Here is a 25,076-nt window from a genome sequence, read left to right on the forward strand (position 1 = left end):
TTCCCGTGGCCTAGGGTGGCCCGGGCAGTGGAAGCAGGATGGACGGGCGAAGGTCCAGGACGAACTGCAGCGGATTGACGTACTCCGTCCCTTCCCGGACGCCCCAATGCAGGCACCGGGCTGCGGGGCAGTGGCCCGGCAGCACGGTCCCGATCACCTGGCCACCCGCTACTGCGGCGCCCACCGCGAGGGTGCTTTCCACCGGTTCGAAACTGCTGCGCAGTCCGCCGCCATGGTCGATGGTGATCACGGGACGGTCCACCACCACGCCAACGAAGGTGACTGTTCCCGCTGCGGGGGAAGTCAGCTGGGACCCGGCCGCGGCGTAGCCGAGGTCCACGCCGCGGTGGCCGCTGAGCCAGGGCTTTGGCGGGGGATCGAAACCCCGCAGCACCGGCGGGCGCGGCGCCAGCGGCCACTGCCAGGAATGCCTGGCAGCCGCGGGGGCGGCCGCGGTCGTACTTCCCCTGGGGCCGCCGGCCTCCTGGCTGAAGTTGGCCGTACCGTACAGAGCGGTGTTGCTGGTGAGGGCCGCGCTGTTGGGAAGGGCCGCGCCGGGGGAGGCGACGGACGCCGGCAGCAGCAGCAATGCGGCCAGCAGGGCTGGTGCTTTCATGCGACCAGCCTGCCCGGCTGTGCCCGGCACCGGCAGAGCCGGTTGGGGCTATGTGGATAACGTTCCGGACGGGTGCATCCTGTCCGGCGGCCGGGGGCTCCTGTAGTACACTTGATGGAGCAGTTTGCTGCGCCCTCAACGCCTTCCGTCCCAGTGGTTCACCCCCGCGGTGCATTCCCCTGTCCGGATGGCGTCGGCACATCTCATTCAGGAGTGTGGGGGAGCGGCGGCTGACTACGCGCATCCAGCCCTCCGGCAGCCAACGCCCCGGCGTCGTCCATGGAGGATCGCGCTTCCTGCGGTCAGGCTTTAGTCCTGATGGGAAGAGCGGTGGATGCCAGGAGCACGGCCCGTCCGGGCCACGCTGACCAACCGTCAACTATTGGCAGGGTAAGAAGCCTTCGGGCTTTCTCATGAATGACCTGCCGGAAAATAAGGAGCGCCGGAATGCCCGTCGTAACCATGCGCCAGCTGCTTGACAGCGGCGTCCACTTTGGACACCAGACCCGCCGTTGGAACCCGAAGATGAAGCGCTTCATCTTCACCGAGCGCAACGGCATCTACATCATCGACCTGCAGCAGTCGCTGTCCTACATCGACCGTGCCTACGAGTTCGTCAAGGCCACTGTTGCCCACGGCGGCACCGTACTCTTCGTCGGCACCAAGAAGCAGGCCCAGGAAGCAATTGCCGAGCAGGCAACCCGCGTGGGCCAGCCCTACGTCAACCAGCGTTGGCTCGGCGGTATGCTGACCAACTTCCAGACGGTCTCCAAGCGCATCCAGCGCATGAAGGAACTCGAAGAGATTGACTTCGACGACGTCGCCGGCTCCGCTTACACCAAGAAGGAACTGTTGCTCCTTCGCCGTGAACTGACCAAGCTGGAAACCAACCTCGGTGGTATCCGCAACCTGACCAAGGCACCCTCCGTGCTCTGGATCGTGGACACCAAGAAGGAACACCTCGCCGTTGACGAGGCCAAGAAGCTGAACATCCCGGTTGTGGCCATCCTGGACACCAACTGCGATCCGGACGAAGTCGACTTCCCGATCCCGGGCAACGACGACGCCATCCGCTCCGTCAACCTGTTGACCCGCGTTGTTGCCGACGCCGTCGCTGAGGGCCTGATCGCCCGCAACCAGCGCGCAACCGGCACCACGGAAGCTCCGGAAGAGCCGCTGGCCGAGTGGGAGCGCGAGCTCCTCGAAGGCAACAAGGCCGAGGAAGCCGCAGCTGCAGCTCCCGCCGCCGAAGAAGCTCCGGCCGCCGCTGCAGAGGAAGCCCCGGCTGCTGCCGAAGCTCCCGCCGCCGAGGCACCCGCCGAAGACGCCAAGTAACACCAGTAACTCCGGATTCTCCGCGCTGCCCGCAGCCGGAGCCACTGACAGGATGGCCGCCCACCCCGTGGGCTGCCATCCTGTCAGTCCGTACACCACATCAAATTTCTAGACAGAGGGGTTCACATGGCGAACTACACTGCCGCGGACATCAAGGCCCTGCGCGAGCGCACCGGCGCCGGCATGATGGACGTCAAGAAGGCTCTTGACGAAGCCAACGGTGATGCCGAGAAGGCCATCGAGATCATCCGCATCAAGGGCCTCAAGGGCGCTACCAAGCGCGAAGGCCGCTCCACCGCTGAAGGCCTCGTGGCCGCCAAGGTCAGCAACGGCGTCGGCGTCATGATCGAGGTCAACTGCGAGACCGACTTCGTTGCCAAGGCTGACAAGTTCATCCAGCTCGCCGACAAGGTCCTGGCCGTCGCCGTCGAGTCCGGTGCTGCCGACCTCGAGACCCTGCTGGCGACCGACGTTGACGGCAAGCCGCTCTCCGAGGTCGTCGTCGAAGAGGGCGCCATCCTGGGCGAGAAGGTCGTTGTCCGCCGCATCTCCCGCGTTGAGGGTGCAACGGTAGACGCTTACCTGCACAAGACCTCCAAGGACCTCCCGGCCCAGGTCGGCGTGCTGTTCGCCGTCGACGGTGAAGGCGAAGCCGCCACCGCCGCTGCCCACGACGTCGCCGTGCACATCGCCGCTATGGCTCCGAACTACCTCACCCGTGAGGACGTTCCGGCCGAGCTCGTTGAGTCCGAGCGCCGCATCGCCGAAGAGACCGCCAAGGCTGAGGGCAAGCCCGAAGCTGCCCTCACCAAGATTGTGGAAGGCCGCGTAACGGGCTTCTACAAGGGCGAGGTCCTGGTTGACCAGGCATTTGCCAAGGACGCCAAGAAGTCCGTGGCACAGGTCCTCGAAGAGGCCGGTGTCAAGGGAACTGCCTTCACGCGTTTCCGCGTCGGCTCCTAGTCGAAACTGCAAGGGGTGGCCACTTCGGTGGCCGCCCCTTTTGCATGCGCGCAGTCCACGTGGACCGCGGCCGGTTCCGACCACCGGATCCGGCAGGATACCCTTTTTTCAGAGTCACCAACGGGAAGGCATCATGGAAGCCGTCAACACTGTCACGCATTCGGAGAAGAGCCGGCGGCGGGTCCTCCTGAAGCTCTCCGGCGAGGTCTTCGGCGGCGGGAAGCTCGGTGTCGACCCCGAGACCGTCCGCAACGTCGCCAAGCAGATCGCCGCAGCCGTCCCCGAAGTGGAGGTGGCCATTGTGGTGGGCGGCGGCAACTTCTTCCGCGGCGCCGAACTGTCCCAAAGCGGCATGGACCGTTCCCGCGCCGACTACATGGGCATGCTGGGAACAGTCATGAACTGCCTGGCGCTGCAGGATTTCCTGGAGCAGGCAGGCGTGGAAACCCGCGTCCAGAGTGCCATCACCATGGGCCAGGTGGCCGAGGCCTACATTCCGCGCCGCGCCATCCGCCACATGGAAAAGGGCCGCGTGGTCATCTTCGGCGCCGGAGCAGGCCTGCCCTACTTCTCCACCGACACCGTGGCGGCCCAGCGTGCCCTGGAAGTCCACGCCGACGTGGTCCTCATGGCCAAGAGCGGGGTGGACGCCGTCTACACCGCGGACCCCAAGAAGGACCCCACCGCCGAACGCCTGGAAACCCTCAGCTACGACGATGCCCTCCGCCGCGACATCCGCGTCATGGACCAGACAGCCATGACCATGTGCAAGGACAACGACCTCTCCATGGTGGTCTTCGGCATGGAGGGTGAAGGCAACGTCACCCGCGCCATCCTTGGCGAAAAGCTGGGCACGCTGGTCACCGCCTAGCTCCGGCTAGGATGATTTCAGGACAGTTCCGTCCCCGCCCCTCGGGGCGGGCCCGGAAACAGCAACAAAGAACCACGTGAGTGCATGGAACCGGCGGCCCCGGACTGCACCAGAACCGTCAGGAGAGACCGTGATCGAAGAAACCTTGCTCGAAGCCGAAGAAAAGATGGACAAGGCGGTAGAGGTAGCCAAGGAAGACTTCGCCGCCGTCCGCACCGGCCGCGCCAACCCGGGCCTCTACAACAAGGTCCTGGTGGACTACTACGGCTCACCCACGCCGCTGCAGCAGCTGGCCTCCTTTGCCATCCCGGACGCCCGGACCATCCTGATCACCCCGTTCGACAAAACCGCCATGCGCGACATTGAACGCGCCCTGAGCGATTCCGAGGTCGGCGCCAACCCGTCCAACGACGGCAACGTCATCAGGATCACCATTCCTGAACTGACCAAGGAACGCCGCAAGGAATACGTGAAGATCGTCAAGACCAAGGGCGAGGACGCCAAGGTTTCCATCCGCAACATCCGCCGCAAGGCCAAGGAAACCCTGGACCGCCTGGTCAAGGACGGCGAGGCGGGCGAGGACGAAGGCAACCGCGCCGAAAAGGAACTGGACAGCCTCACCAAGGCCCACGTGGACGGCATCGACGAGCTGCTCAAGCGCAAGGAAGCAGAGCTGCTCGAAGTCTGATGGGCCAGGCAGATCAGGCCCCCGCACCAAGGGCGCGCACACGGGGGAAGCAGCCCAGGAGCAACCCCACGCCAAAGGCCGGGCGGAACCTGCCCGCCGCCGTCGTGGTGGGCCTGGCCATGCTTCTGGGCGTGTTGGGCGGGCTGCTGTTCCTCCCGCTGGCGTTCGTCGCCATCGTCACGGCCTTCGCTGTCTTTGGCGTATGGGAGATCTACCGGGCGCTGGAAGCGAACGGCACCCGGATGCCCATCGTGCCGGTCATGACCGGCACGCTGGCCCTGCCGTTCGCCGCCTACTTTGGCGGCATCGAGAGCCAGCTGTTCGCCCTGCTGCTCAGCGCCGTGGCCGTGCTGCTGTGGCGGTCGATCGAAAGTGCTGCCGGCTCGGCCAACAGCATCTTCGCCGGTGTCTTCACGTTGGGCTGGGTACCCTTCTTCATCAGCTTCGCCGCGCTCCCGCTGCACGCGGCCGGCACAACGCCCTTGGGGCTTTGGCCGGGCGGCATGGCCCCCATCGGAGCGTGGGAGATTGCCGTCATGCTGCTGCTGGTGGTCTCCAACGACACTTTCGGCTACCTCGTGGGCGCGTCGCTGGGAAAGCACCCCATGGCACCGAAGATCAGCCCCAAGAAGTCCTGGGAGGGCTTTGCGGGGTCGGTGGCAGGTGCCATGCTGATCGGCGTCCTGGCCGCCCTCTTCGTGCTGGACAAACCATGGTGGGTAGGTGCAGTGCTGGCCGTGGGAACCGTGGCCGCGTCCACCGCAGGCGACCTCGCCGAATCCATGGTCAAGCGTGAGCTGGGCGTCAAGGACATGAGCAGCATCCTGCCCGGCCACGGCGGAGTGATGGACAGGCTGGACTCCATCGTTTTCGCTTCACCGGTGGCCTTCATCCTGTACGGCCTGGTGGCCGGCGCCTAACCCCCTCATGCCCGGCAGGCCCGGGCATCCGACACAAACAGGGCCGGGGCGGCCGCACCAATCCCGGCACCCCTAAACTGGTGCGGAAGCACTACCGCTGAAGAGCATTGAAGGAATCGAAGTGGCATTGGACATTCATCGGCAGATCCCTGCGTCCTTTGAGCGCGTACAGCGCAGCGAGTACGGGTACAACGCCAGACAGGTTGACCAGTTCCTGCAGCGGGCACGGGTCTCACTGGAAACACCCCAGGCCGCCACCGACCCCGTCAACAGCGCCGACGTGAGGGCCGTGTCTTTCGACCCCGTCAAGGGCGGGTACTCCGCTGCCGTCGTCGATGCCGCGCTGGACCGGCTCGAGGACGCATTCGCCCGCCGGGAGCGGGACGAACTGATCGCGGCCCAGGGCGAGGAAGCCTGGCTGCGCCAAATCGGAAGCCTCTCCGGCATCCTCAGGGGACGGCTGCACCGGCCCGACGGAGACCGCTTCCGCCGGCCCACCAAAAAGAATGCCCGCAGCTACAACACCGACGACGTCGACCGGTTGTGCCGTGAGCTTGTCGCGTACCTCGAACAGGACAAGCCGTTGAGCGTGGACAGCGTGCGCCGCGCCGTCTTCCGCCCGGAGGTTGGCCGTGATGGCTACGAGGAATCGCAGGTGGACGCCTTCCTTGACCGCGTGGTCGAGCTGATGGCGGCCATCGACTGACCGGCCACAGCCTGGGGGCGGCGCCTATTCCCCAGTCGGCGGGGTGGGGGAGAGCGGCGTAAAGTGGCGCCACAGATGGCGGTAGCGCCGGCCCCCGCGCACGACTGACACAGCGAGGAACGCGGTTCCGCACACGGCGCCCGTCACTGTGGCCCCTGCCGTGCCGGCTCCTGCCAGGGTCACCAGCAGGCCCGTAAGGATGGCTATCAAGGCGGCGTTCGCCATGGTTATGAAGATCATGCTGCTGCCGGCCACTTGGCTGAAGCTGCCACGGTTGGCGAAGAAATAGTAGGTCTGCCTGGAACCTGCTTCGTCGTCATGATGGGCCGCCATCAGGTACGGTGCCACGCCCGGGTCAAGGTCCACATAGGCGGCCCGCAGCCTGTTCATGGCGGTCACGTACATAAGGTCCTCGTGGGCCACGTTCATAACCCGGAGCTGGGTGAGGAGCCCAATCGCCGCGTCGATGAACAGGACAATCACGGCCAGCAGGACGAAGGCATCGGAAAACCCGGTCGCCTGGCCCACCAGTGCCACGCTGACCAGGCTTGCCGACGTGAAGGTGAGGAACATGCTGATCCGGGTCAGTACCTCGCCTTGGGCCGTACTGCGTGATGCCAGCAGGCCCCAGTGTTCCGTGGCGAGCAGCTGCGCCCGCACGGAAGCCGGGACCGCACCTTCCTGGTGGAACGTACCGCCGTCCTCGATGGACATGGCGCTATTGTCCTCCCGATCACCGTTCGGTTGCCAGCGGCCGTTCCGGGGTGTGCAGGCGGGTCATGATGCGCGGCATGGTGCCGGGAATCCGGTGTGCGGTGGCCCGGGAAACGATGACCATCACGGCGAACGCGGCAGGCACGCTCCAGGCCGCAGGCTGCGCGAGCCACGCCGGGGTCAGGTCCGAGCCCGAAACCGCGCCCGCGATCATCGCCCCGCCGCACAGCACCCCGCCGGTCACCATTCCGGCGATCGCCCCGGTATCGGTCAGGCCGCGCCACCAGATGCCAAGCAGCAGGACCGGGCAGACCGTGGAGGCGGTGAAGGCAAACACCAGGCCCACGCTGCCGGCCAGTGCCAGGGAGCCGGTCATGAACGCAAAGCCAAGGGGGACGACGGCGGACACGACGGCGGCGAGCCGGAACCCGCGCACACTTCCGCCCAGGACGTCCTGGCTGATGACGCCCGCCAGGGAGACCACCAGGCCAGAGGTGGTGGACAGGAACGCGGCGAACGCCCCGGCCACCACCAGGGCGGAGAGCAGGTCGCCCGGCATCCCGCCAACCAGTTCGCCGGGCAGCCGCAGGACCATGGCGTCCGGCTGCCCTGAGCGGGCCAGGTCGGGGGCATACATCCGGGCCACCAGGCCGTACGCCGTGGGGAAGAGGTAGAACACCGAGAGCAGCCCCAGGACGATCAGCGTAGTGCGCCGGGCCGAATGCCCATCCGGGCTGGTATAGAACCGCACCAGCACGTGCGGCAGCCCCAGGGTGCCGAACAGCAGTGCCACCAGCAGGGACACGTTCTGGTAGGGCCCGGCCGGTGCCAGGCCCGTGGGGTTGACCGCCGGTAGTGACTGGGGCTCAGCGCCGTGGCGGGCCAGCACGAAGATGATGAACAGGATGGGCACGGCCAGGGCCGTGAGCTTGAGCCAGTACTGGAACGCCTGGACAAAGGTGATGGAGCGCATCCCGCCCGCCACCACCGTGAGGCACACCACCACAACCACTGCAACGGACCCCACCCAGGACGGCAGGCCGGTGGCGATATGGATGGTCAGCGCTGCACCGTGCAGCTGCGGCACGATGTAAAGCCACCCCACCATCACCACCACCAGGCTGGTGACCCGCCGGACCGTCCGGGAAGCGAGCCTGGCCTCGGTGAAGTCCGGAATGGTGTAGGCGCCCGACCGGCGCAGTGGGGCGGCAACGAAGAGCAGCAGCATCAGGTAGCCGGCGGTGTATCCCACAGGGAACCAGAGTGCGTCGGTCCCGGACAGCAGGATCAGTCCGGCCACGCCCAGGAAGCTGGCTGCGGACAGGTACTCGCCGCCGATCGCCGATGCGTTCCACCAGGGCCGCACGGTCCGCGAAGCAACGTAGAAGTCACCCGTGGTGCGTGAGATCCGCAGCCCGTAGAACCCGATAATTGCCGTGGCAAGGGACACCACCGTGACAGCCGTGATGGCGATTCCGGCATTCACCCGCGCCCCACCGGCCCGCTCCATGGCGCAGTGTTCACTGTTCACCTGCCAGGTCCCGGTACCGCGCCTCATTGCGCGCGGCGGTCCTGACATACAGCCAGGCACTCAACCCGATCACCGGGTAGATCCCGGCGCCCAGCAGGAGCCAGCCAAAGGGAATCCCGGCGATCCGGGTATCGGCCAGGCCGGGAACCACCACCAGCGTCAGCGGGAACGCAGCAAGGATCAGCAGGAAGCCCCCCGCAACCACCAGGGCAAGCCGCAGCTGGGACCTGATCAGCGACCGGACAAACACCTGGCCCACCTCGGAGTCCTGCGCGGCTTCCCGGGACTCGAGCGGACGGGGCGCCCCGCGCACGGCGGTGCGGGCCGACGCGCGCGGGGCCGTAACCCGGACCCGGGTCATGCGTGCGGCCTGATCCTGGTTGCCTCCAGTTTCTCCCGCACGATTGGCAGGTGCCGCCGGCTGATGGGCAGGCCGGCGCCGGCCACCGTCACGCGCGGTCCGTCGGCCGCCAGCTTCATCGAGGACACGTGCTTCAGCGCCACCAGGTAGGAGCGGTGCGTGCGGATGAATCCGGCGTCCGCCCATTGCTGTTCAAGGTCGGCCAGTGGCACCCGGATGAGGTAGCTGGCGTCGGCGGTATGCAGCCGGGCATAGTCCCCCTGGGCCTGGACGTACGTGACGTCGTCGCGCCGGATCATCCTGGTGGTCCCACCCTGGTCCACGGTGATCATCTCCGGTGCCGCCCCGCCGTCGCGCAGTTCACTGATCCGCCCCACGGAACGGGCCAGGCGCTCCGCGCGCACCGGCTTGAGCAGGTAATCCACGGCAGCGAGTTCGAACGCCGCCAAGGCGTGGTCCTCATCCGCAGTGACAAAAACGACGGCGGGCGGATTGCTGCTGCGCGCAATGGCACCGGCAATGTCCAGGCCGGACACCGCGGGCATGTGGATGTCCAGGAAAACGGCGTCGATGCTGCCGGCGGACAGGGCTGCGAGCGCTTCGGCGCCGGACGTCGCACGCAGCACTTTCCCGATGCGTTCGTCCCTGCCCAGCAGGAAGGCCAACTCCTCAACGGCGGGCAACTCATCATCAACGACGAGGACGTTAATCATTCTCCTAGGGTACTTCCAGCTGCAGGGCCCGCCTCACGCATCGTGCCCCGGCTGGGACTTCGGCACCCGCATGGTGATCAGCGTCCCCTCGCCCGGCGCCGTTTCCACCACGAGTCCGTGGTCGTTGCCGTACACCTGGCGGAGGCGTGCATCCACGTTCCGCAGCCCTACATGGTCCCCGTCCGCGTGGCCCGCCAGCACGGACCTGAGCTGCTCCGGATCCATCCCCACCCCGTCGTCCTCGATGGTGACCTCAGCGAAGGCCCCGGCGTCCTCCGCCGTGATGCTGATGTGCCCGGGGCCTGCCTTGGCCTCAAGTCCGTGCCGGACGGCGTTCTCCACCAGCGGCTGGAGGCTGAGGAAGGGGATGACCGTGCCCAGCACTTCCGGGGCCACCCGCAGGCTGACCTGGACGCGCTCGCCGAACCGGGCCCGCTCCAGCAGCAGGTAGCGGTCAATGCAGCGGAGCTCCTCGGCAAGGGTGGTGAAGTCGCCGTGCCGCCGGAACGAGTACCGGGTGAAGTCGGCAAACTCCACCACCAGCTCCCTGGCCCGCTCCGGATCGGTGTTGATGAAGGACGCGATGGCGTTCAGCGAGTTGTAGATGAAATGCGGGCTGATCTGGGCCCGCAGCGCCCGGACTTCCGCTTCCATCAGCAGTGTCCGGGACGCGTCCAGCTCGGCAAGTTCCACCTGGACGGCCACCCAGTCGGCCACTTCCCCCGTTGCCCTGACCAGGCCCGCCCCCGCGGAAGGAGCGAAGGCGGCCACGGCACCCACTACCCGGGTGCCGGCGCGCACCGGGGCGATGACGCCGGCAAGCCGGCCGCCGGTTCCGTCGTCGCCCGGGGAGAGTACGGCCGTCCGGCCCGACGCAAGGACCCCGGCGGCGAGTTCCATCAGCCGCGGCCTGATGTCCTCGGCACCCCCGTCCCAGGCCAGCACGCCGGAGGTGTCCGTAATCGCCAGGGCATCGCAGGCCAGCAGGGCCCGCAGCTGGCGGCTCGCCTTCGCTGCGCCTGCCGGGTTCAGGCCACGGCGCAGGTGCTGCCCGGCCTGGGACGCCGCATGCAGCGTGTGGTACGTGGCGCGCTCGGCGTCAGTGCCCAGCTCCCGGAAGGAGCGGAGCACCTTCAGGCCCACGCCGACGACGACGGCAATGGCCATGGCGATCACCGCAACGGCCGCGGCGGTCAGGAGGGGGGAGTCCGGCATGGTGCCCAGCGTAGCGGCGGGCGCCGTTTGCCGCAGCATCGCAACCGTTGAGCGACCGTGGGCCGTGGGGTTCTGGAATGGACAGGCTTGTGGACGGCAGAGTGATTGGTGTCACACCTGCGGTGTCCCTGTGCAGTGCCGCTGCCAGTGTCCCTGTCCGAGCCCCAGTCCAGGGCCTTCGTCCCAGGGCCTGCCGCCCGGTGTGTACCGGCAACTCAATGAGGAGGAACGATGGGTAATGATGCCCATACTCCGGACGCAGCGGCGTCCGTGGACTTCGAACAAGTCCAGTCGACCGGGCAGTTCCAGGAATTGCGCAAGCGTCACCGCAGCTTTGTCTTCCCCATGGCAGTGGCCTTCCTGCTGTGGTACTTCGCCTACGTCCTGCTCGCCGATTACGCGGTGGGATTCATGTCCACCAAGGTATGGGGCAACATCAACGTCGGCCTGATCCTGGGACTGCTCCAGTTCGTCTCGACGTTCGCCATCACCGGCTGGTACGTGCACTACTCCAACAAACGGCTGGACCCCATCGCCTCGGAAATCAGGCACGAAATCGAGGGGCACGAATTCGATAAGGACGGAAACCGAGTGGGCGGAGCCAACAAATGATCGCAATCCCAGCTGCGGTGGACGTCGCCGCCCTCAAGGACACCACCCTCTTGAACATGGGCATCTTCGGCCTGTTCGTGGCCGTGACCATGGTGATCGTGTTCCGCGCCAGCCGGAACAACAAGACCGCCGCCGACTACTACGCCGCAGGGCGCTCGTTTACCGGTTCGCAGAACGGCACCGCTATTGCCGGTGACTACCTGTCGGCAGCATCCTTCCTGGGTATCACCGGGGCCATCGCCATCAACGGCTACGACGGGTTCATGTACTCCATCGGCTTCCTGGTGGCCTGGCTCGTGGCGCTGCTGCTGGTGGCTGAACTGCTGCGCAACACCGGCAAGTTCACCATGGCGGACGTGCTGTCCTTCCGGCTGAAGCAGCGCCCGGTCCGGATTGCCGCCGCCATCTCCACCCTGGCGGTCTGCTTCTTCTACCTGCTCGCCCAGATGGCCGGCGCGGGAAGCCTGATCTCCCTCCTGCTGGGCATCAGCGACTGGGGCGGACAGGCCCTGGTGATCATCGTCGTCGGCGCCCTCATGATCATGTATGTCCTGATCGGCGGCATGAAGGGCACCACCTGGGTCCAGATCATCAAGGCCATGCTGCTGATCGCAGGCGCCGCCGTCATGACGCTGTGGGTCCTGGCCATCTACGGCTTCAACCTCTCCGCCCTGCTGGGCGGCGCCGTGGAGACGGCCAACAACCCGGCGGTCCTCAACCCGGGACTGCAGTACGGCAAGAGCGACACCTCCAAACTGGACTTCATGTCCCTGGGCCTGGCCCTTGTCCTGGGCACGGCAGCGCTGCCGCACGTCCTCATGCGTTTCTACACGGTTCCCACGGCCAAGGAAGCCCGCAAGTCAGTGGTGTGGTCCATCTGGCTCATCGGCATCTTCTACCTCTTCACCCTGGTCCTGGGCTACGGTGCAGCGGCGCTGGTTGGCGCGGACACCATCAAGTCCGCTCCCGGCGGCGTCAATTCCGCCGCACCCCTGCTGGCGTTTTACCTGGGCGGACCGCTGCTGTTGGGCTTCATCTCCGCGGTGGCCTTCGCCACCATCCTGGCGGTGGTGGCCGGCCTGACCATCACGGCGGCGGCATCGTTCGCCCATGACATCTACGCCAACGTCATCGCCAAGGGCAAGGCCGACGCCGCCACCGAAGTCCGGGTGGCCCGGCGCACCGTGGTGGTGATCGGCATCCTGGCCATCCTGGGCGGCATCTTCGCCAACGGCCAGAACGTGGCCTTCCTGGTGGCGCTGGCGTTCGCCGTCGCAGCATCGGCGAACCTTCCCACCATCATCTACTCGCTGTTCTGGCGGAAGTTCACCACCCAGGGCGCTATCTGGAGCATGTATGGCGGCCTGGCCTCGGCGATCCTGCTCATCGTGTTCTCCCCGGTAGTTTCCGGGGCTAAGACCTCGATGATCCCGGGCGCCAACTTCGCCCTCTTCCCGCTCAGCAACCCGGGCATCGTGTCCATTCCGCTGGCCTTCTTCCTGGGCTGGCTGGGCACCACCCTGGACAAGAGGCGGGAAGATCCCGCCAAGCAGGCCGAGATGGAGGTCCGGTCGCTCACGGGCATTGGGGCCGAAAAGGCAGTGGACCACTGATACACCGACCACTAACGGATATGCCGGCCGCACCGGCGTAACGGAAAGAGCCTCCAAGCCGCACACCGCGGCTCGGAGGCTGTTTCCGTTTTGTGGGCACCTTGATTGGCTCCCTATGGGTTGCTTCAGCGCTGGTGGTGGCCCGCCGGCACCTGCTTGCTGTGCTCGCCGTGCGGGACGGCGTACTGGCCGGCCGTCGAGGCGGCGAGGCCCGGCGTCGTAATTCCTGCCACCAGGACGGCTCCGGCGAAAGCTCCCAGCAACAGCCGGCCCGGCCGCACTCCTGCCGCCCCCGCCGCGGCAGGAACCGGCTGCCGGTCACTGTCCTGCCGAACGTCGCCTTGCCGGATGGACGCGCGCTGAAGCCACCCGAGCGACGCGAAGATCATGAGCGTGAGCAGCAACGCCGAAAGCTGCGTCAGGCTGAGGCCGGAGGTCGTGGACATGGGGAACGCGATGGCGGCAACGTGGGCCGCGGCCGCGCCTGCGAGCGCGGACCGCGCCCACCGGTTACCCGCCGGCCGGTCCATTGCCAGGAACGCCACGGCACCGGCCAGCAGTGCGGCGCCCCATAGGCCGGCCACCACACCGGCAAGGAGTTCTGCCGGTTCCGGGGAGCCTGCTGCGAAGAAGCTGGATGAGATGGCCAGGTTGACCGAGCCCGCACCGAAGCCGGCGAACCCCGTGACCAGGCGAACCGAGGGGTTCGCCTGGGACGCCGTAGGCTGCAGCGTCACGTGGTGGGCTGACGGTGCTGTGGGCCGGGGCGCGGCCATGCCCGGCGTTGCCATGCCTAGGCCCGGGCCGTGGCCGGGGACTTGTCCAGGGACAGGCCCACGCCCAGGAGGAGTACGGCGCTGGCGAGGTGGAGGACGTTATCGGCTCCGTTCAGGGCGATGATGTTCAGCGGCGAATTCAGCAGGAACAGTCCCACGATGCCCACCAGGAGGTAGACGGCGCCCACCGTCGCGTTCAGCGTGCGGGCGCTGTCCGTCCCGCGAAGCCCCGCGAAGAGCAGCGCGGCGCCGATGGCCAGGTGGATGACGTTATGCAGCGGGTTGACTTCGAAAATGATGAGGTTCGCGCCTTCGGTGGCAACGAAACCGACGCCTGAGGTGACGGCGAAGCCCAGGAGGCCCACCAGCAGGTAGACAGCTCCGAAAATGGTGGCGACGAGGCGGTTGGGTGAGTTGCGCATGTCCGATTCCTTCCGATAAGGCGGGCAGGAGTTCCCGCCGGACCAATGGGCCCCTTGGCGGGACCCTCGGAAGCGATTCGGATCATGGCCATGGGTGGATGGGTAAAACGATCAGTACCCTTTCCACTTTCCCGCCGGCAACCACCAGCAGGCCAGGCGGAGGCCGCCCGCTAGGCTGCCGGGCGCAGCTTGATGTTTGTCATCAGCAGCCGGTCCGTGCCCTCAAAGCGGTAGGCGAGGTCCACCTTCTTGCCGGTGCAGCTGATCTGGCCCACCACCTCGGCCGATTTCACCCCGTTCTCGGTGGCAACCTTGAGGTCGTTGTAGGCGGGCTGGCAGGAGCTGTCCATTTCCAGGCTCTTTACGCCGGAGATGAATGCCTCCTTGGACAGCTGCTTCTGCAGGGCCGGGTCGAGGTATTGGTCGTAGGCGCCGGAAGAGTCACCGGCAATCACCCTCTTGGTGAAATCGTCAGCAAGGCCCCTGGCCTGGTTGGTGGCACTGCCCACCACGTTCACCAGGATCACGACGCCGAGGATCACCAGGAGCAGTACGCCACCAATGCTGCCAAGGATGATCCACAGCTTCCGCCGGCTCCGCTGCCGCGGCGGTTCCCCGGGGAGGCCGAATGGGGCGGGCTGCTCCGGCAGCTGGGGAAACTGCTGCGGCGTGAAGCCCGCCTGGCCCTGCCGGTACGGATCCTGGGGACTGCTCAAAAGGGAGCCTTTCGTCGAACCGGCGCTGCGGCGCCGGCGAACTGGCCCGGACCTATCCCGGCCCGGCACATGACTGCAACCAGCCTATAACCCCGCCCGCCGCCGTCGTGCGTGGATCGCTGCGTCCGGAAGGTTCGGCGCTGACGCTATGCGCCCTCCGAGCCCCGGTCCAGCAGGGGCTGCACACGGAAGGGGATCAGCTCGCCCATGGCCAGGGCGGTATCGGCACGCTCCACGCCATCGCACGCCAGGATTTTGCCGTTGATACGGAACAGGTCCTCGGCGTCCCTGGCCACCACGCGCAGCAGCAGGTCCGCTGAACCTGTCAGCCCGTAGCCCTCCAGGACCTCGGGAATGGCGGCGATGTCCTCCGCCAGCCGCCCGAGCTTCTGCTGCTGGACGTGGACGGAGATGAACGCCATGAGCGGATAGCCCAAGGCCACCGGGTTTATGCGCCGTTCGAAGGACAGGAAGACGTGCTTCTTCTCCAACTGGGCCATGCGTGCCTGGACAGTATTGCGGGACAGGCCGAGCTTCTGCGCAAGGGCCACCACTGTGCGGCGCGGGTCCTGTGCCAACGCAGCCAGCAGTCGGGTGTCAGTGCCATCCAAAGCTCGCATAATGCGCAACGCTAGCACGGTGCCACGGCGCCAGACAGGGCACCTTGCTCAGAAATAACCGCAGTGGTTGTACCCCCTGGCCATTGTGAGTAGGGTCACAGTATCTGGGGCAATGACGCCCGGAAGGCCGGTGGCGGCAGGGGCCAAAAGCCCCGAAACCACAGGTCAACGACGTACGAAGGTTGCGGCAATCGTGTCTACAGACGAAACGGGCCATGGCGGCGCACATACCCCCGAAAGCGCAGGAAACCCTGGTGGAACCGGACCGGAATTCCTCCAGCTGATCACCCCGTCGGGTGAACGCATCAGCCACCCTGAGTTCGATTTCTGGGTCAGGGACATCACCGACGAGCAATTGTGTTCCCTCTTTGAGGACATGACCGTCATCCGCCGGATTGACGTTGAGGCCACCGCCCTGCAGCGGCAGGGTGAGCTGGCACTGTGGCCCCCGCTCCTGGGCCAGGAAGCCGCCCAGATCGGTTCCGGCAGGTCATTGCGCGCCGATGACTTTGTTTTCTCCAGCTACCGCGAGAACGGCGTGGCGTACTGCCGCGGCGTGGACCTGACGGACCTCCTCCGGGTGTGGCGCGGGAACGCCTCCGGCGGCTGGGACCCGTACAGCATCAACATGGCAACCCCGCAGATCATCATCGGGGCCCAGACCCTGCACGCAGCGGGCTACGCCATGGGTATCCAGAATGACGGCGCCGATGCCGTGGCCGTTACCTACTTCGGCGACGGAGCCACCAGCGAGGGCGATGTCAACGAGGCCATGGTGTTCGCCGCCAGCTTCCAGGCCCCGGTGGTGTTCTTTTGCACCAACAACCACTGGGCCATCTCCGAGCCAGTGCGCCTGCAATCGCACATCCAGCTTGCCGACCGGGCCACCGGTTTCGGCATCCCCAGCCTGCGGGTGGACGGCAACGACGTCCTGGCGGTCATGGCCGCCACCAGGCTGGCCCTGGACCGGGCAAGGCGCGGTGGCGGCCCCACGTTCATCGAAGCCGTCAGCTACCGTATGGGCCCGCACACCACCGCCGATGACCCCACGCGCTACCGCGATGCCAACGAGCTGGAGGACTGGGCCGCCAAGGATCCCATCTCCCGGCTGGCAGGCCTCCTGGAGCGGAAGGGGCTGCTGACCGAGGAACTGCAGCAGCAGGTCCGGGACAAGGCCGACACTGTGGCATCGCAGATGCGGCGCGGATGCACCACCATGCCGGAACCCCGGCCCATGGACATCTTCAAGCACGTCTACAGCACGCCCAACTCCTGGCTGGAACGCCAGCAGGACCATTACGCCCGCTATTTGGCCTCCTTTGGCGATCCCGCAGGAGCCGTTTCAGAGGAAGGTGCACGCTGATGACCCAGTTGACCTTTGCCCGTGCGATTAACGCCGGGCTGCGGAAGTCCCTGGAAAACGACTCCAAGGTGGTTCTCCTCGGCGAGGACATCGGCGCCCTGGGCGGCGTCTTCCGGGTGACGGACGGCCTGCAAAAGGATTTCGGCACGCACCGGGTGGTGGACACCCCGCTGGCGGAATCCGCCATCGTGGGGACCGCCGTCGGCCTGGCCTACCGCGGCTACCGGCCCGTGGTGGAGATCCAGTTCGACGGGTTCATCTACCCGGCGTTCGACCAGATCGTCAGCCAGGTGGCCAAGCTGCATTACCGCACCCGCGGGGCCGTGAAGATGCCCATCACCATCAGGGTCCCGTTCGGCGGCGGCATCGGCTCACCGGAGCACCACTCCGAGTCCCCGGAAGCCTATTTCACCCACACCTCGGGGCTCCGCGTGGTCACCGTTTCCAACCCGCAGGACGCGTACACGGTCATCCAGCAGGCCATCGCCTGCGACGATCCCGTCCTGTACTTCGAACCCAAGCGCCGCTACCACGACAAGAGCGAAGTGGACGAGTCCATGGACCCGGATTCCGCGCTGCCCATGGACAAGGCCCGCGTCCTGACCGACGGAAACGACGTCACCCTGGTGGCCTACGGCCCCCTGGTCAAGACGGCCCTGGACGCCGCCTCCGCCGCAGCGGACGAGGGCATCTCCATTGAAGTTATCGACCTGCGCTCGCTGGCCCCCGTGGATTATGAGCCAGTAGTGGCGTCCGTGCGGAAGACCGGGCGCCTGGTGGTAACCCACGAGGCCGCACAATCCGGCGGGCTGGGCGCGGAAGTGGCGGCCAGCATCACCGAGCGCTGCTTCTACCACCTCGAGGCTGCCCCGGTCCGGGTGACCGGCTTCGACATTCCCTACCCGTACTCCAAGCTGGAGATGCACCACCTGCCGGGCCTGGACCGCATCATGGACGGCGTGGACCGTGCCCTGGGGCGCCCCAATTCCCTGAGTGGACTGAGCGGACTGGAAGGATGAGCGCCACCATGATCAAGGAATTCCGGCTCCCGGACCTGGGCGAGGGCCTCACAGAATCCGAAATCCTCAGCTGGAAGGTGGATGTTGGCGATACCGTCAGCCTGAACCAGGTCATCGCCGAGGTGGAAACCGCCAAGGCCGTGGTGGAGCTTCCGTCGCCGTTCGCCGGGGTCATCAAGGAACTTCACGAACAGCCCGGGTCCGTCGTGGAGGTGGGCAAGCCGATCGTCTCCTTCGAGGTAGCGGACGACGCCGGGCCCTCACCGTCGGCGCCGTCGGCGCCGTCCGGCGCCGTGTCCGCCGTCCAGGGGGAGCCGGCGGTGGAGACTCCAAAACGGGAACCGAACCTCGTGGGGTACGGCGCCGTCGTCGAAGGTTCCGGGCGCCCCACGCGCCGGCCGCGGAACTTTGCCTCGGTGGTTGAGGCGGGGGGAACCAAGGCCCCGGAGGTGGGGCCGGTCGAGCCTGCAGTTGTCCAACCCGCACCTGTGGAGGGCAAGGCCGCCGAACGGCCCCGGTCCACGCCTCCGGTCCGCAAACTGGCCAGGGACCTTGGACTGGACCTCGCGAAGGTCCCCGGCACCGGCCCCGGCGGGCTGATCACGCGGGAGGACGTCCAGGAGTTTGCCGGGCACGCGGGAGAGCCTGCCATGCAGGGCCAAGGGTCCGCGCCCTCAGCTGGAGCCAGGCCAGGGGAGCGGGAGACCCGGACTCCCATCAAGGGGGTGCGCAAGCACACCGCTGCCGCGATGGTGCAGAGCGCCTTCACCGCGCCCCATGCCACTGAATTCCTGACCGTGGATGTCACGCCGAGCCTTGACCTGCTGGCCAGGCTCAAGACCAGCAGGGAGTTCGCGGGTATCAAGCTCACGCCGTTGACGCTCGCTGCCAAGGCCCTCCTGATCGCCCTGCGCCGCAACCCGGCACTGAATTCCCGCTGGGACGAAGAAAACCAGGAGATCGTCACCTTCAATTACGTGAACCTGGGCATTGCAGCGGCCACGCCCCGGGGACTCACGGTTCCGAACATCAAGGACGCCGAGACCCTGCCGCTCCCGCAGCTTGCCCAGGCGCTCACGGCGCTCGCTGAAACCGCCCGGGCGGGCAAGACCACGCCCGCCGACCTGTCCGGCGGCACCATCTCCATCACCAACATCGGCGTCTTCGGCATCGACGCCGGTACTCCCATCCTCAATCCGGGGGAGGCGGCGATCCTTGGCCTGGGTGCGGTCCGGACCATGCCGTGGGAATACAAGGGCGAGGTGGCACTGCGCCAGGTGCTCACCCTGAGCCTGTCCTTTGACCATCGCCTGGTGGACGGCGAGCAGGGGTCCCGGTTCCTGGCCGACGTCGGAGCCATCCTGGCCGAGCCCGGCATGGTGCTCACCATGGTGTAGCGGCTCCTTACCTGCACATCACCGGCCCCAACCCGCACAAGCGGTGCTGCCAGGGACCGGTTCTGCGGGCGGGGGCCGTTCGTGTGGTGCCCGGTGTCGGGCGGGTCAGGCCGGGGGCACAGTCAGGGCGGCGAGCGCCATGCGCTCAAGCAGCGGGCGGGCAAGGCCGGCGGCCATCCGCCGGCCGTGGCTGCGGACCGAGTGCGGCGTGGAATTGATGAGGCCAAACGTGGCGTGGGCGCGCATCCGCAGCTCAGCAGGATCGACCGCTGGATGGACCTTGGCCAGGACGTCCACCCACACCTCCACGTAGCTGCGCTGGAGCGTCCGCACGGCCAACTGGTCCTGCTCCGACAGGTTGGTGAAGTCCCGGTCCTGCACCCGGATCACGTCCGGCTTGCCGAGCGCGAAATCCACCTGGAACTCCACCAGCCTCCGCAGTGCAGCCAAGGGATCGGCACTGCTTTCCGCCACCTGCCGGCCGCCGTCCAGCAGTTCCTGGCTCACGGTGACCAGGAGGTCTGCAAGTACTGCCTGCTTGCCGGAAAAGTGGCGGTACACCGCAGGTCCGCTGACGCCTGCTGCCGCACCAAGATCCTCCAGTGAAACCCGGTTGAAGCCATTGGCCGCGAACAGCGAGGCCGCGGCTGACAGCAAAGCCTGCCGCCGGTTCTCTTTGGCCTTGCCGCGCTGCGTTGTTGGAATGCGCTGGGTTGTCGGGGCTGGGGCGGCAGGGACCGGCTGGACTGAATTGCTGGGCACTTTTCCTCCTGGGAACCGACGCAAATTCTAGCAAGGCGATGATGTGTTGGACATCACAGTTAATCGAGACTAACCTGAATTTCAGTTATGAGTCACTAACCGAGTTGGCATGGGCCGGCCCGGACCACACAAGGACGGAACGTCGATGGAGACCCTGGCCACCCGGCTCGACCCAGCAAGCGAGTCCTTCCGCGCCACCCGGGAAGAGCAGATGTCACTCGCCGGAGAGCTGCGGAAGAAGCTGGCGGATGCCGCACTGGGCGGCCCCCAAAAGTCGCGGGACCGCCATGTGGCCCGGGGCAAGCTGCTGCCGAGGGACCGGATCGACCAACTGCTGGATGACGGCAGTCCGTTCCTGGAAATCGCACCCCTCGCGGCCAACGGGATGTACGGGGACGAGGCACCCGGCGCCGGCGTCATCGCCGGGATCGGCCTGGTGCACGGCCGGCAGGTCCTGGTCATCTCCAACGACGCCACCGTCAAGGGCGGCACCTATTACCCGATGACGGTCAAGAAGCACCTCCGCGCCCAGGAGATCGCCCTGGAGAACCGGCTGCCCTGCGTCTACCTGGTGGATTCGGGCGGCGCCTTCCTGCCCAAACAGGACGAGGTGTTCCCGGACAAGGACCACTTTGGCCGGATCTTCTACAACCAGGCACGCCTCTCCGCGGCCAAGATTCCACAGATCGCCGCCGTCATGGGGTCCTGCACGGCCGGCGGCGCCTACGTCCCCGCCATGAGCGATGAAACCGTCATCGTCCGGAACCAGGGCACCATCTTCCTGGGCGGGCCGCCGCTGGTGAAGGCAGCCATCGGGGAAATCGTCACCGCGGAGGAACTGGGCGGCGGCGAGGTGCACTCCAGGGTTTCAGGCGTGACGGACCACCTGGCCGAAAACGACGAGCACGCCCTGCAGATCATCAGGGACATCGTTTCCACCCTGCCGCCTTCCGCCGCGCCCGCCTGGCAGGTGGAACCCGCCGTCGAACCCGCCGTCAACCCGGACGGGCTCTACGGCGCCGTGCCCACGGACGTCAACGCGCCCTACGACGTCCACGAAGTCATCGCCCGGCTGGTGGACGGCAGCAGCTTCCATGAATTCAAGAAGGACTACGGCACCACCCTGGTCACCGGATTCGCCCGGATCCACGGACACCCGGTAGGGATCGTGGCCAACAACGGCGTCCTGTTCAGCGAATCCTCGCTCAAGGGGGCCCACTTCATTGAATTGTGCGACCAGCGCGGCATCCCGCTGCTGTTCCTGCAGAACATCTCCGGCTTCATGGTGGGCAGGGACGCCGAACAGGGCGGCATCGCCAAGAACGGGGCCAAGATGGTCACCGCTGTTGCCACCGCCCGCGTCCCCAAACTGACGGTGGTCATCGGCGGCTCTTTTGGTGCCGGGAACTACTCCATGTGCGGCCGCGCCTACTCGCCCCGGTTCCTGTGGATGTGGCCCGCGGCCCGGATCTCGGTAATGGGCGGCAACCAGGCTGCGAGCGTGCTGGCCACCGTGAAGCGGGACCAGTACGAAGCGGCGGGGGAGGAATGGGCGGCCGACGACGAGGAAGCCTTCAAGGCGCCCATCCGCCGGCAGTACGAAGACCAGGGCAGTCCCTACTACTCAACCGCCCGGCTGTGGGACGACGGCGTCATCGACCCCGCCGATACCCGCACGGTCCTGGGCCTGGCGCTCGACGTCGTCTCCCGCACCCCCTTGCCGGAGACCTCCTTCGGCCTCTTCCGGATGTGAGCCAGCAATGACCATGCAGACCAACGCAACCACCACCAGCACGGCTGCGACCCCAGAGGCGGATGCAAAAGCCCTCTTCAGCACCGTCCTGGTGGCCAACCGCGGTGAAATCGCGTGCCGGGTCATCCGTACACTGCGCCTCCTGGGAATTCGCTCTGTCGCCGTTTACAGCGATGCCGACGCCGGCGCCCGCCACGTGCGCGAAGCTGACGCTTCCGTCCGGATTGGCCCCGCCGCGGCAACCGAAAGCTACCTCAGCATCGACGCCATCCTCGAAGCATGCCGGCAGTGCGGCGCCGAAGCGGTCCACCCCGGCTATGGCTTCCTGAGCGAAAACGCCGACTTTGCCCGGGCGCTGGAGAAGGCCGGCATCGCGTTCATCGGCCCCGGCGTGGAAGCGCTGAACGTCATGGGCGACAAGATCCGCGCCAAGAACCACGTGGCAGGGTACGGCGTTCCCGTCGTCCCCGGAATCGCCAGGCCCGGCTTGACGGACAGCGAACTGACGGAGGCCGCGGCCGCCGTCGGCTTTCCCCTCCTGATCAAGCCGTCCGCAGGTGGTGGCGGAAAGGGGATGCACGTCGTTGAAAAGGCGGCGGACCTGCCTGCCGCCCTGGCCACGGCGCGGCGCGTGGCGGCAGCCGCGTTCGGCGACGACACCCTGTTCCTGGAGCGCCTGGTGACCACCCCGAGGCACATCGAGGTGCAGGTGCTCGCAGACGCCCACGGCAACGTCATCCAACTGGGCGAACGCGAATGCTCCCTGCAGAGGCGGCACCAGAAGGTTATTGAGGAAGCCCCGTCGCCCCTGCTGGAAGGCCTTCCCAACGGCCCGGAAGTGCGCGCGCGTATCGGCGAGGCCGCCTGCAACGCTGCCCGCAGCGTCGACTACACGGGGGCCGGGACCGTGGAGTTCCTGGTCTCGGACGATTCGCCGGATGAGTTTTTCTTCATGGAGATGAACACCCGGCTGCAGGTGGAACATCCGGTCACCGAGATGGTCACGGGCGTCGACCTGGTGGAATGGCAGGTGCGGATCGCCGCCGGTGCCGAACTGACGCTCCGGCAGGCCGACGTCGAACTTTCCGGGCACGCGGTGGAGGCGCGGGTTTACGCCGAGGTGCCGGAGAAAAACTTCCTCCCGTCCACCGGGACCGTGCTCCAGCTGGAGGAACTGTCCCCTGGCACGGACAGCCGGGTCCGGGTGGATTCCTCCCTGGTGGAAGGACTGGAGCTCTCCGCGAACTACGACCCCATGATTTCCAAGGTGATCGCCTGGGGCGGGGACCGTGGGGCAGCTTTGGCATCCCTGGACACGGCGCTGTCCGGCTACACCGCACTGGGCATCGACACCAACGTCGAATACCTGCGGCTCCTGCTCAACGATCCCGACGTCCGCGCAGGGCACCTGGACACCGGACTGATCGAACGGAAACTGCCGGCGCTGGAATTCCGGCACGCCGGTGATTCCGAACTGGTGGCCGCCGCGCTCTACGCCCTCTGCCTGGAGCCACAGGGCAGCCCGGCCCCCGGGTCCGGCCCATGGCAGGGCAGGAGCGGCTGGCGCCTTGGAGCGCCGGCGCCGCGCCGCGTCAGCCTGGGAACGCCCGACGGCGGCGTGGCAACCGTGCAGGTCAGCGGCAGTCCCAACGGTAGAGACATTGCAGTGGTTGCCGTCGACGGCGGCCCGCAGCGCACTGCCGCACTGCGACGGGCGGATGGCGGCGTCGCCATCCTTACCCTGGGCGAGGCGGTCCGGGAGTACCAGCTGGCCGTATCGCCCGGGCAGCCACTCCGACTCTTCCTTGGCAACGACGGCTGGTCCTGCAGCCTGCAGGTTTTGACGCGGGAAGCGCGGCTGGAACGGGTGCTGGCCGCCGTCCAACGGCAGGAAGGGGCGGCTGACCCCGAGGTGCGGTCGCCGATGCCCGGAACCGTGGTGGCCGTCCCCGTCAGCGACGGCGACGCGGTCAAGGCCGGGGAGGTCCTGGTGTCCGTGGAAGCCATGAAGATGGAGCACCACCTGGTGGCACCCCTGGCGGGGACGGTCCACCTGGCCGCCCGTACCGGTGACCTTGTGAAGGCCGACCAGATCCTGGCCACCATCCACCCTCATCCCACGGGTACGGAACCCGCCTCCACAGGCACAGACGCAGCTACAGACACAGACACACCTGCAGAGCAAGGCGAAGGAGCCTGACCATGACCGGTTTTGAACTCAGCGAGGAATACCAGGACCTCAGCGACACCGTCCGCGACTTCGCGGACAACGTGGTGGCCCCGGTCTCCGCCAAGCACGACGAAGAGCACAGCTTCCCCTACGAAGTGGTGAAGCAGATGGCGGAGATGGGCCTGTTCGGGCTGCCGTTCCCGGAGGAATACGGCGGAATGGGCGGGGACTACTTCGCCCTGGCGCTTGCGCTGGAGCAGCTTGGCAGGGTGGACCAGTCCGTGGCCATCACCCTGGAGGCCGGCGTGTCCCTGGGCGCCATGCCGGTGTACCGCTTCGGTACCGACGCGCAGAAGCAGGAATGGCTGCCGATGCTGGCGTCAGGCCAGGCGCTCGCGGGCTTTGGGCTCACCGAGCCGGAGGCCGGCTCGGACGCGGGCGGCACCAAGACCTCCGCCCGGCGCGAGGACGGCAGCTGGGTGATCAACGGCAACAAAGAGTTCATCACCAACTCCGGAACCGACATCACCCGGCTGGTCACCGTCACGGCCGTCACGGGGCAGACGGAACGCGAAGACGGCACCGTCAGGAAGGACATCTCCACCATCCTGGTGCCCACCGACACGCCCGGTTTCAAGGCGGAAAAGCCGTACAACAAGGTGGGCTGGAACGCGTCGGACACGCACCCCCTGACGCTGAAGGACGTCCGCGTCCCGGAAGCCAACCTGCTGGGAGCGGAAGGCCGCGGCTATGCGAACTTCCTGTCCATCCTGGACGAGGGCCGGATCGCGATCGCGGCCCTGGCCACCGGCGCGGCCCAGGGCTGCGTGGACCTGTCCGTCAAGTACGCCAGGGAACGCAGGGCGTTCGGCAGCGAAATCGGCAAGTACCAGGCCATCTCGTTCAAGATCGCACGCATGGAAGCGCGGGCCCACACGGCCCGGCTTGCCTACTACGACGCCGCCGCCCGGATGCTTGCCGGGAAGCCGTTCAAGACCCAGGCAGCCATCGCTAAGATGGTCGCAGGCGAGGCGGCCATGGACAATGCGCGGGATGCCACCCAGGTATTCGGCGGCTATGGCTTCATCAACGAGTTCACCGTGGCACGCCACTACCGCGACTCCAAGATCCTTGAAGTGGGGGAGGGCACCACGGAGGTCCAGCTGATGCTGATCGCCCGCGAACTGGGTCTCTAGAACCTGGGACCGTAGCCGGCCTGA

At 66.9% G+C, this 25,076-nt stretch carries 25 protein-coding genes; 14 read left to right on the forward strand and 11 right to left on the reverse strand.

Features of this window, described 5'->3' with window-relative positions:
* Positions 1 to 10: 10 nt before the first annotated feature.
* Entirely contained in the window at positions 11 to 616 is a 606-nt protein-coding gene (locus ACTAQI_RS02190) for a M23 family metallopeptidase (RefSeq protein WP_457949255.1), read from the reverse strand.
* 447 nt (positions 617 to 1,063) lie between these two features.
* On the opposite strand from ACTAQI_RS02190, the gene rpsB reads away from it, so the two are divergent.
* The 6 genes from rpsB to ACTAQI_RS02220 all read left to right on the forward strand — a co-directional run bounded on the left by rpsB (position 1,064) and on the right by ACTAQI_RS02220 (position 6,099).
* Entirely contained in the window at positions 1,064 to 1,951 is an 888-nt protein-coding gene (rpsB, locus tag ACTAQI_RS02195; RefSeq protein ID WP_457949256.1) for a 30S ribosomal protein S2, read from the forward strand.
* A 126-nt stretch (positions 1,952 to 2,077) separates the two neighbouring features.
* On the forward strand, positions 2,078 to 2,914 hold the full coding sequence (gene tsf, locus ACTAQI_RS02200) for a translation elongation factor Ts (protein WP_141161028.1): 837 nt from the start codon (positions 2,078 to 2,080) through the stop codon (positions 2,912 to 2,914).
* A 133-nt stretch (positions 2,915 to 3,047) separates the two neighbouring features.
* Complete coding sequence (gene pyrH, locus ACTAQI_RS02205; protein WP_159632390.1) at positions 3,048 to 3,785, forward strand: UMP kinase; 738 nt, start codon at positions 3,048 to 3,050, stop codon at positions 3,783 to 3,785.
* Between the two features lie 130 nt (positions 3,786 to 3,915).
* Positions 3,916 to 4,473 carry a ribosome recycling factor gene (gene frr, locus ACTAQI_RS02210; RefSeq protein ID WP_255174994.1) on the forward strand — a complete coding sequence of 186 codons (558 nt, stop codon included), beginning with the start codon at positions 3,916 to 3,918 and terminating at the stop codon, positions 4,471 to 4,473.
* A complete protein-coding gene (locus ACTAQI_RS02215) occupies positions 4,473 to 5,393 on the forward strand; it encodes a phosphatidate cytidylyltransferase (RefSeq protein WP_457949258.1) in 921 nt (306 codons plus the stop codon). Before frr ends, ACTAQI_RS02215 begins: the two co-directional genes overlap by 1 nt.
* A 121-nt stretch (positions 5,394 to 5,514) precedes the next feature.
* Positions 5,515 to 6,099 carry a DivIVA domain-containing protein gene (locus ACTAQI_RS02220; RefSeq protein ID WP_457949260.1) on the forward strand — a complete coding sequence of 195 codons (585 nt, stop codon included), beginning with the start codon at positions 5,515 to 5,517 and terminating at the stop codon, positions 6,097 to 6,099.
* Between the two features lie 24 nt (positions 6,100 to 6,123).
* Here ACTAQI_RS02220 and ACTAQI_RS02225 read toward each other — a convergent pair whose 3' ends face one another.
* From ACTAQI_RS02225 to ACTAQI_RS02245, 5 genes are read right to left on the reverse strand one after another with little or no spacing between them, the layout of a single operon-like run.
* Positions 6,124 to 6,813 carry a hypothetical protein gene (locus ACTAQI_RS02225; protein WP_457949262.1) on the reverse strand — a complete coding sequence of 230 codons (690 nt, stop codon included), beginning with the start codon at positions 6,811 to 6,813 and terminating at the stop codon, positions 6,124 to 6,126.
* Between the two features lie 19 nt (positions 6,814 to 6,832).
* The gene (locus tag ACTAQI_RS02230; protein WP_457950966.1) at positions 6,833 to 8,323 is read right to left on the reverse strand and encodes a sodium/solute symporter; all 1,491 of its coding nucleotides are present in this window, start codon (positions 8,321 to 8,323) and stop codon (positions 6,833 to 6,835) included.
* Between the two features lie 10 nt (positions 8,324 to 8,333).
* Positions 8,334 to 8,705, reverse strand: coding sequence for a DUF485 domain-containing protein (locus ACTAQI_RS02235; RefSeq protein WP_440165620.1), 372 nt, complete (start codon positions 8,703 to 8,705; stop codon positions 8,334 to 8,336).
* Positions 8,702 to 9,418, reverse strand: coding sequence for a LytR/AlgR family response regulator transcription factor (locus ACTAQI_RS02240; protein WP_457949264.1), 717 nt, complete (start codon positions 9,416 to 9,418; stop codon positions 8,702 to 8,704). Before ACTAQI_RS02240 ends, ACTAQI_RS02235 begins: the two co-directional genes overlap by 4 nt.
* Positions 9,419 to 9,451: 33 nt before the next feature.
* On the reverse strand, positions 9,452 to 10,633 hold the full coding sequence (locus tag ACTAQI_RS02245; RefSeq protein ID WP_457949266.1) for a sensor histidine kinase: 1,182 nt from the start codon (positions 10,631 to 10,633) through the stop codon (positions 9,452 to 9,454).
* A gap of 231 nt (positions 10,634 to 10,864) precedes the next feature.
* On the opposite strand from ACTAQI_RS02245, the gene ACTAQI_RS02250 reads away from it, so the two are divergent.
* Both ACTAQI_RS02250 and ACTAQI_RS02255 read left to right on the forward strand, forming a co-directional pair.
* Positions 10,865 to 11,245, forward strand: coding sequence for a DUF485 domain-containing protein (locus tag ACTAQI_RS02250; protein ID WP_457949268.1), 381 nt, complete (start codon positions 10,865 to 10,867; stop codon positions 11,243 to 11,245).
* Positions 11,242 to 12,858, forward strand: coding sequence for a solute symporter family protein (locus tag ACTAQI_RS02255; protein ID WP_457949269.1), 1,617 nt, complete (start codon positions 11,242 to 11,244; stop codon positions 12,856 to 12,858). Before ACTAQI_RS02250 ends, ACTAQI_RS02255 begins: the two co-directional genes overlap by 4 nt.
* Before the next feature lie 125 nt (positions 12,859 to 12,983).
* Here the strand turns inward: ACTAQI_RS02255 and ACTAQI_RS02260 are convergent, their stop codons facing one another.
* From ACTAQI_RS02260 to ACTAQI_RS02275, 4 genes are all read right to left on the reverse strand, one after another.
* Positions 12,984 to 13,649 (reverse strand): hypothetical protein, encoded by a 666-nt coding sequence (locus ACTAQI_RS02260; RefSeq protein ID WP_457949271.1) that lies wholly within the window; start codon positions 13,647 to 13,649, stop codon positions 12,984 to 12,986.
* A gap of 2 nt (positions 13,650 to 13,651) precedes the next feature.
* The gene (locus ACTAQI_RS02265) at positions 13,652 to 14,056 is read right to left on the reverse strand and encodes a DUF4383 domain-containing protein (RefSeq protein ID WP_457949272.1); all 405 of its coding nucleotides are present in this window, start codon (positions 14,054 to 14,056) and stop codon (positions 13,652 to 13,654) included.
* A 170-nt stretch (positions 14,057 to 14,226) separates the two neighbouring features.
* The gene (locus ACTAQI_RS02270) at positions 14,227 to 14,772 is read right to left on the reverse strand and encodes a hypothetical protein (RefSeq protein ID WP_457949273.1); all 546 of its coding nucleotides are present in this window, start codon (positions 14,770 to 14,772) and stop codon (positions 14,227 to 14,229) included.
* 146 nt (positions 14,773 to 14,918) lie between these two features.
* Positions 14,919 to 15,392 (reverse strand): Lrp/AsnC family transcriptional regulator, encoded by a 474-nt coding sequence (locus ACTAQI_RS02275; protein ID WP_457949275.1) that lies wholly within the window; start codon positions 15,390 to 15,392, stop codon positions 14,919 to 14,921.
* 193 nt (positions 15,393 to 15,585) lie between these two features.
* Here ACTAQI_RS02275 and pdhA point away from each other — a divergent pair, with 193 nt between their 5' ends.
* The 3 genes from pdhA to ACTAQI_RS02290 are packed head-to-tail and all read left to right on the forward strand — an operon-like array spanning position 15,586 to position 19,171.
* Positions 15,586 to 16,755: a pyruvate dehydrogenase (acetyl-transferring) E1 component subunit alpha gene (gene pdhA / locus ACTAQI_RS02280; protein WP_457949276.1), complete on the forward strand. Its 1,170-nt coding sequence runs from the start codon at positions 15,586 to 15,588 to the stop codon at positions 16,753 to 16,755.
* The gene (locus tag ACTAQI_RS02285) at positions 16,755 to 17,774 is read left to right on the forward strand and encodes an alpha-ketoacid dehydrogenase subunit beta (RefSeq protein ID WP_457949277.1); all 1,020 of its coding nucleotides are present in this window, start codon (positions 16,755 to 16,757) and stop codon (positions 17,772 to 17,774) included. Before pdhA ends, ACTAQI_RS02285 begins: the two co-directional genes overlap by 1 nt.
* Positions 17,771 to 19,171, forward strand: a complete 1,401-nt coding sequence (locus ACTAQI_RS02290) for a dihydrolipoamide acetyltransferase family protein (RefSeq protein ID WP_457949278.1) — start codon at positions 17,771 to 17,773, stop codon at positions 19,169 to 19,171. The genes ACTAQI_RS02285 and ACTAQI_RS02290 overlap by 4 nt, the downstream gene beginning before the upstream one ends.
* Positions 19,172 to 19,276: 105 nt before the next feature.
* On the opposite strand, the gene ACTAQI_RS02295 is transcribed toward ACTAQI_RS02290, so the two are convergent.
* Positions 19,277 to 19,933 carry an SACE_7040 family transcriptional regulator gene (locus ACTAQI_RS02295; RefSeq protein ID WP_457949279.1) on the reverse strand — a complete coding sequence of 219 codons (657 nt, stop codon included), beginning with the start codon at positions 19,931 to 19,933 and terminating at the stop codon, positions 19,277 to 19,279.
* Between the two features lie 145 nt (positions 19,934 to 20,078).
* Between ACTAQI_RS02295 and ACTAQI_RS02300 the strand changes: the two genes are divergently transcribed.
* Genes ACTAQI_RS02300 through ACTAQI_RS02310 form a run of 3 tightly spaced genes read left to right on the forward strand, consistent with a single transcriptional unit; the run spans position 20,079 to position 25,052 of the window.
* The gene (locus ACTAQI_RS02300; RefSeq protein ID WP_457949280.1) at positions 20,079 to 21,686 is read left to right on the forward strand and encodes a carboxyl transferase domain-containing protein; all 1,608 of its coding nucleotides are present in this window, start codon (positions 20,079 to 20,081) and stop codon (positions 21,684 to 21,686) included.
* 13 nt (positions 21,687 to 21,699) lie between these two features.
* Positions 21,700 to 23,886: an acetyl/propionyl/methylcrotonyl-CoA carboxylase subunit alpha gene (locus tag ACTAQI_RS02305; RefSeq protein WP_457949281.1), complete on the forward strand. Its 2,187-nt coding sequence runs from the start codon at positions 21,700 to 21,702 to the stop codon at positions 23,884 to 23,886.
* 2 nt (positions 23,887 to 23,888) lie between these two features.
* Entirely contained in the window at positions 23,889 to 25,052 is a 1,164-nt protein-coding gene (locus ACTAQI_RS02310) for an acyl-CoA dehydrogenase family protein (RefSeq protein WP_457949282.1), read from the forward strand.
* The last annotated feature ends 24 nt before the right edge of the window (positions 25,053 to 25,076 follow it).

It is taken from the genome of Pseudarthrobacter sp. alpha12b (assembly GCF_054130495.1).

What these genes read in the sequence shown, in the direction of transcription:
- ACTAQI_RS02190 (WP_457949255.1), bottom strand. Translation starts at nt 616, where the DNA reads ATGAAAGCACCAGCCCTGCTGGCCGCATTGCTGCTGCTGCCGGCGTCC.
- rpsB (WP_457949256.1), top strand. Translation starts at nt 1,064, where the DNA reads ATGCCCGTCGTAACCATGCGCCAGCTGCTTGACAGCGGCGTCCACTTT.
- tsf (WP_141161028.1), top strand. Translation starts at nt 2,078, where the DNA reads ATGGCGAACTACACTGCCGCGGACATCAAGGCCCTGCGCGAGCGCACC.
- pyrH (WP_159632390.1), top strand. Translation starts at nt 3,048, where the DNA reads ATGGAAGCCGTCAACACTGTCACGCATTCGGAGAAGAGCCGGCGGCGG.
- ACTAQI_RS02215 (WP_457949258.1), top strand. Translation starts at nt 4,473, where the DNA reads ATGGGCCAGGCAGATCAGGCCCCCGCACCAAGGGCGCGCACACGGGGG.
- ACTAQI_RS02225 (WP_457949262.1), bottom strand. Translation starts at nt 6,813, where the DNA reads ATGTCCATCGAGGACGGCGGTACGTTCCACCAGGAAGGTGCGGTCCCG.
- ACTAQI_RS02230 (WP_457950966.1), bottom strand. Translation starts at nt 8,323, where the DNA reads ATGGAGCGGGCCGGTGGGGCGCGGGTGAATGCCGGAATCGCCATCACG.
- ACTAQI_RS02235 (WP_440165620.1), bottom strand. Translation starts at nt 8,705, where the DNA reads ATGACCCGGGTCCGGGTTACGGCCCCGCGCGCGTCGGCCCGCACCGCC.
- ACTAQI_RS02240 (WP_457949264.1), bottom strand. Translation starts at nt 9,418, where the DNA reads ATGATTAACGTCCTCGTCGTTGATGATGAGTTGCCCGCCGTTGAGGAG.
- ACTAQI_RS02245 (WP_457949266.1), bottom strand. Translation starts at nt 10,633, where the DNA reads ATGCCGGACTCCCCCCTCCTGACCGCCGCGGCCGTTGCGGTGATCGCC.
- ACTAQI_RS02250 (WP_457949268.1), top strand. Translation starts at nt 10,865, where the DNA reads ATGGGTAATGATGCCCATACTCCGGACGCAGCGGCGTCCGTGGACTTC.
- ACTAQI_RS02255 (WP_457949269.1), top strand. Translation starts at nt 11,242, where the DNA reads ATGATCGCAATCCCAGCTGCGGTGGACGTCGCCGCCCTCAAGGACACC.
- ACTAQI_RS02260 (WP_457949271.1), bottom strand. Translation starts at nt 13,649, where the DNA reads ATGGCAACGCCGGGCATGGCCGCGCCCCGGCCCACAGCACCGTCAGCC.
- ACTAQI_RS02265 (WP_457949272.1), bottom strand. Translation starts at nt 14,056, where the DNA reads ATGCGCAACTCACCCAACCGCCTCGTCGCCACCATTTTCGGAGCTGTC.
- ACTAQI_RS02275 (WP_457949275.1), bottom strand. Translation starts at nt 15,392, where the DNA reads ATGCGAGCTTTGGATGGCACTGACACCCGACTGCTGGCTGCGTTGGCA.
- ACTAQI_RS02285 (WP_457949277.1), top strand. Translation starts at nt 16,755, where the DNA reads ATGACCCAGTTGACCTTTGCCCGTGCGATTAACGCCGGGCTGCGGAAG.
- ACTAQI_RS02290 (WP_457949278.1), top strand. Translation starts at nt 17,771, where the DNA reads ATGAGCGCCACCATGATCAAGGAATTCCGGCTCCCGGACCTGGGCGAG.
- ACTAQI_RS02300 (WP_457949280.1), top strand. Translation starts at nt 20,079, where the DNA reads ATGGAGACCCTGGCCACCCGGCTCGACCCAGCAAGCGAGTCCTTCCGC.
- ACTAQI_RS02305 (WP_457949281.1), top strand. Translation starts at nt 21,700, where the DNA reads ATGCAGACCAACGCAACCACCACCAGCACGGCTGCGACCCCAGAGGCG.
- ACTAQI_RS02310 (WP_457949282.1), top strand. Translation starts at nt 23,889, where the DNA reads ATGACCGGTTTTGAACTCAGCGAGGAATACCAGGACCTCAGCGACACC.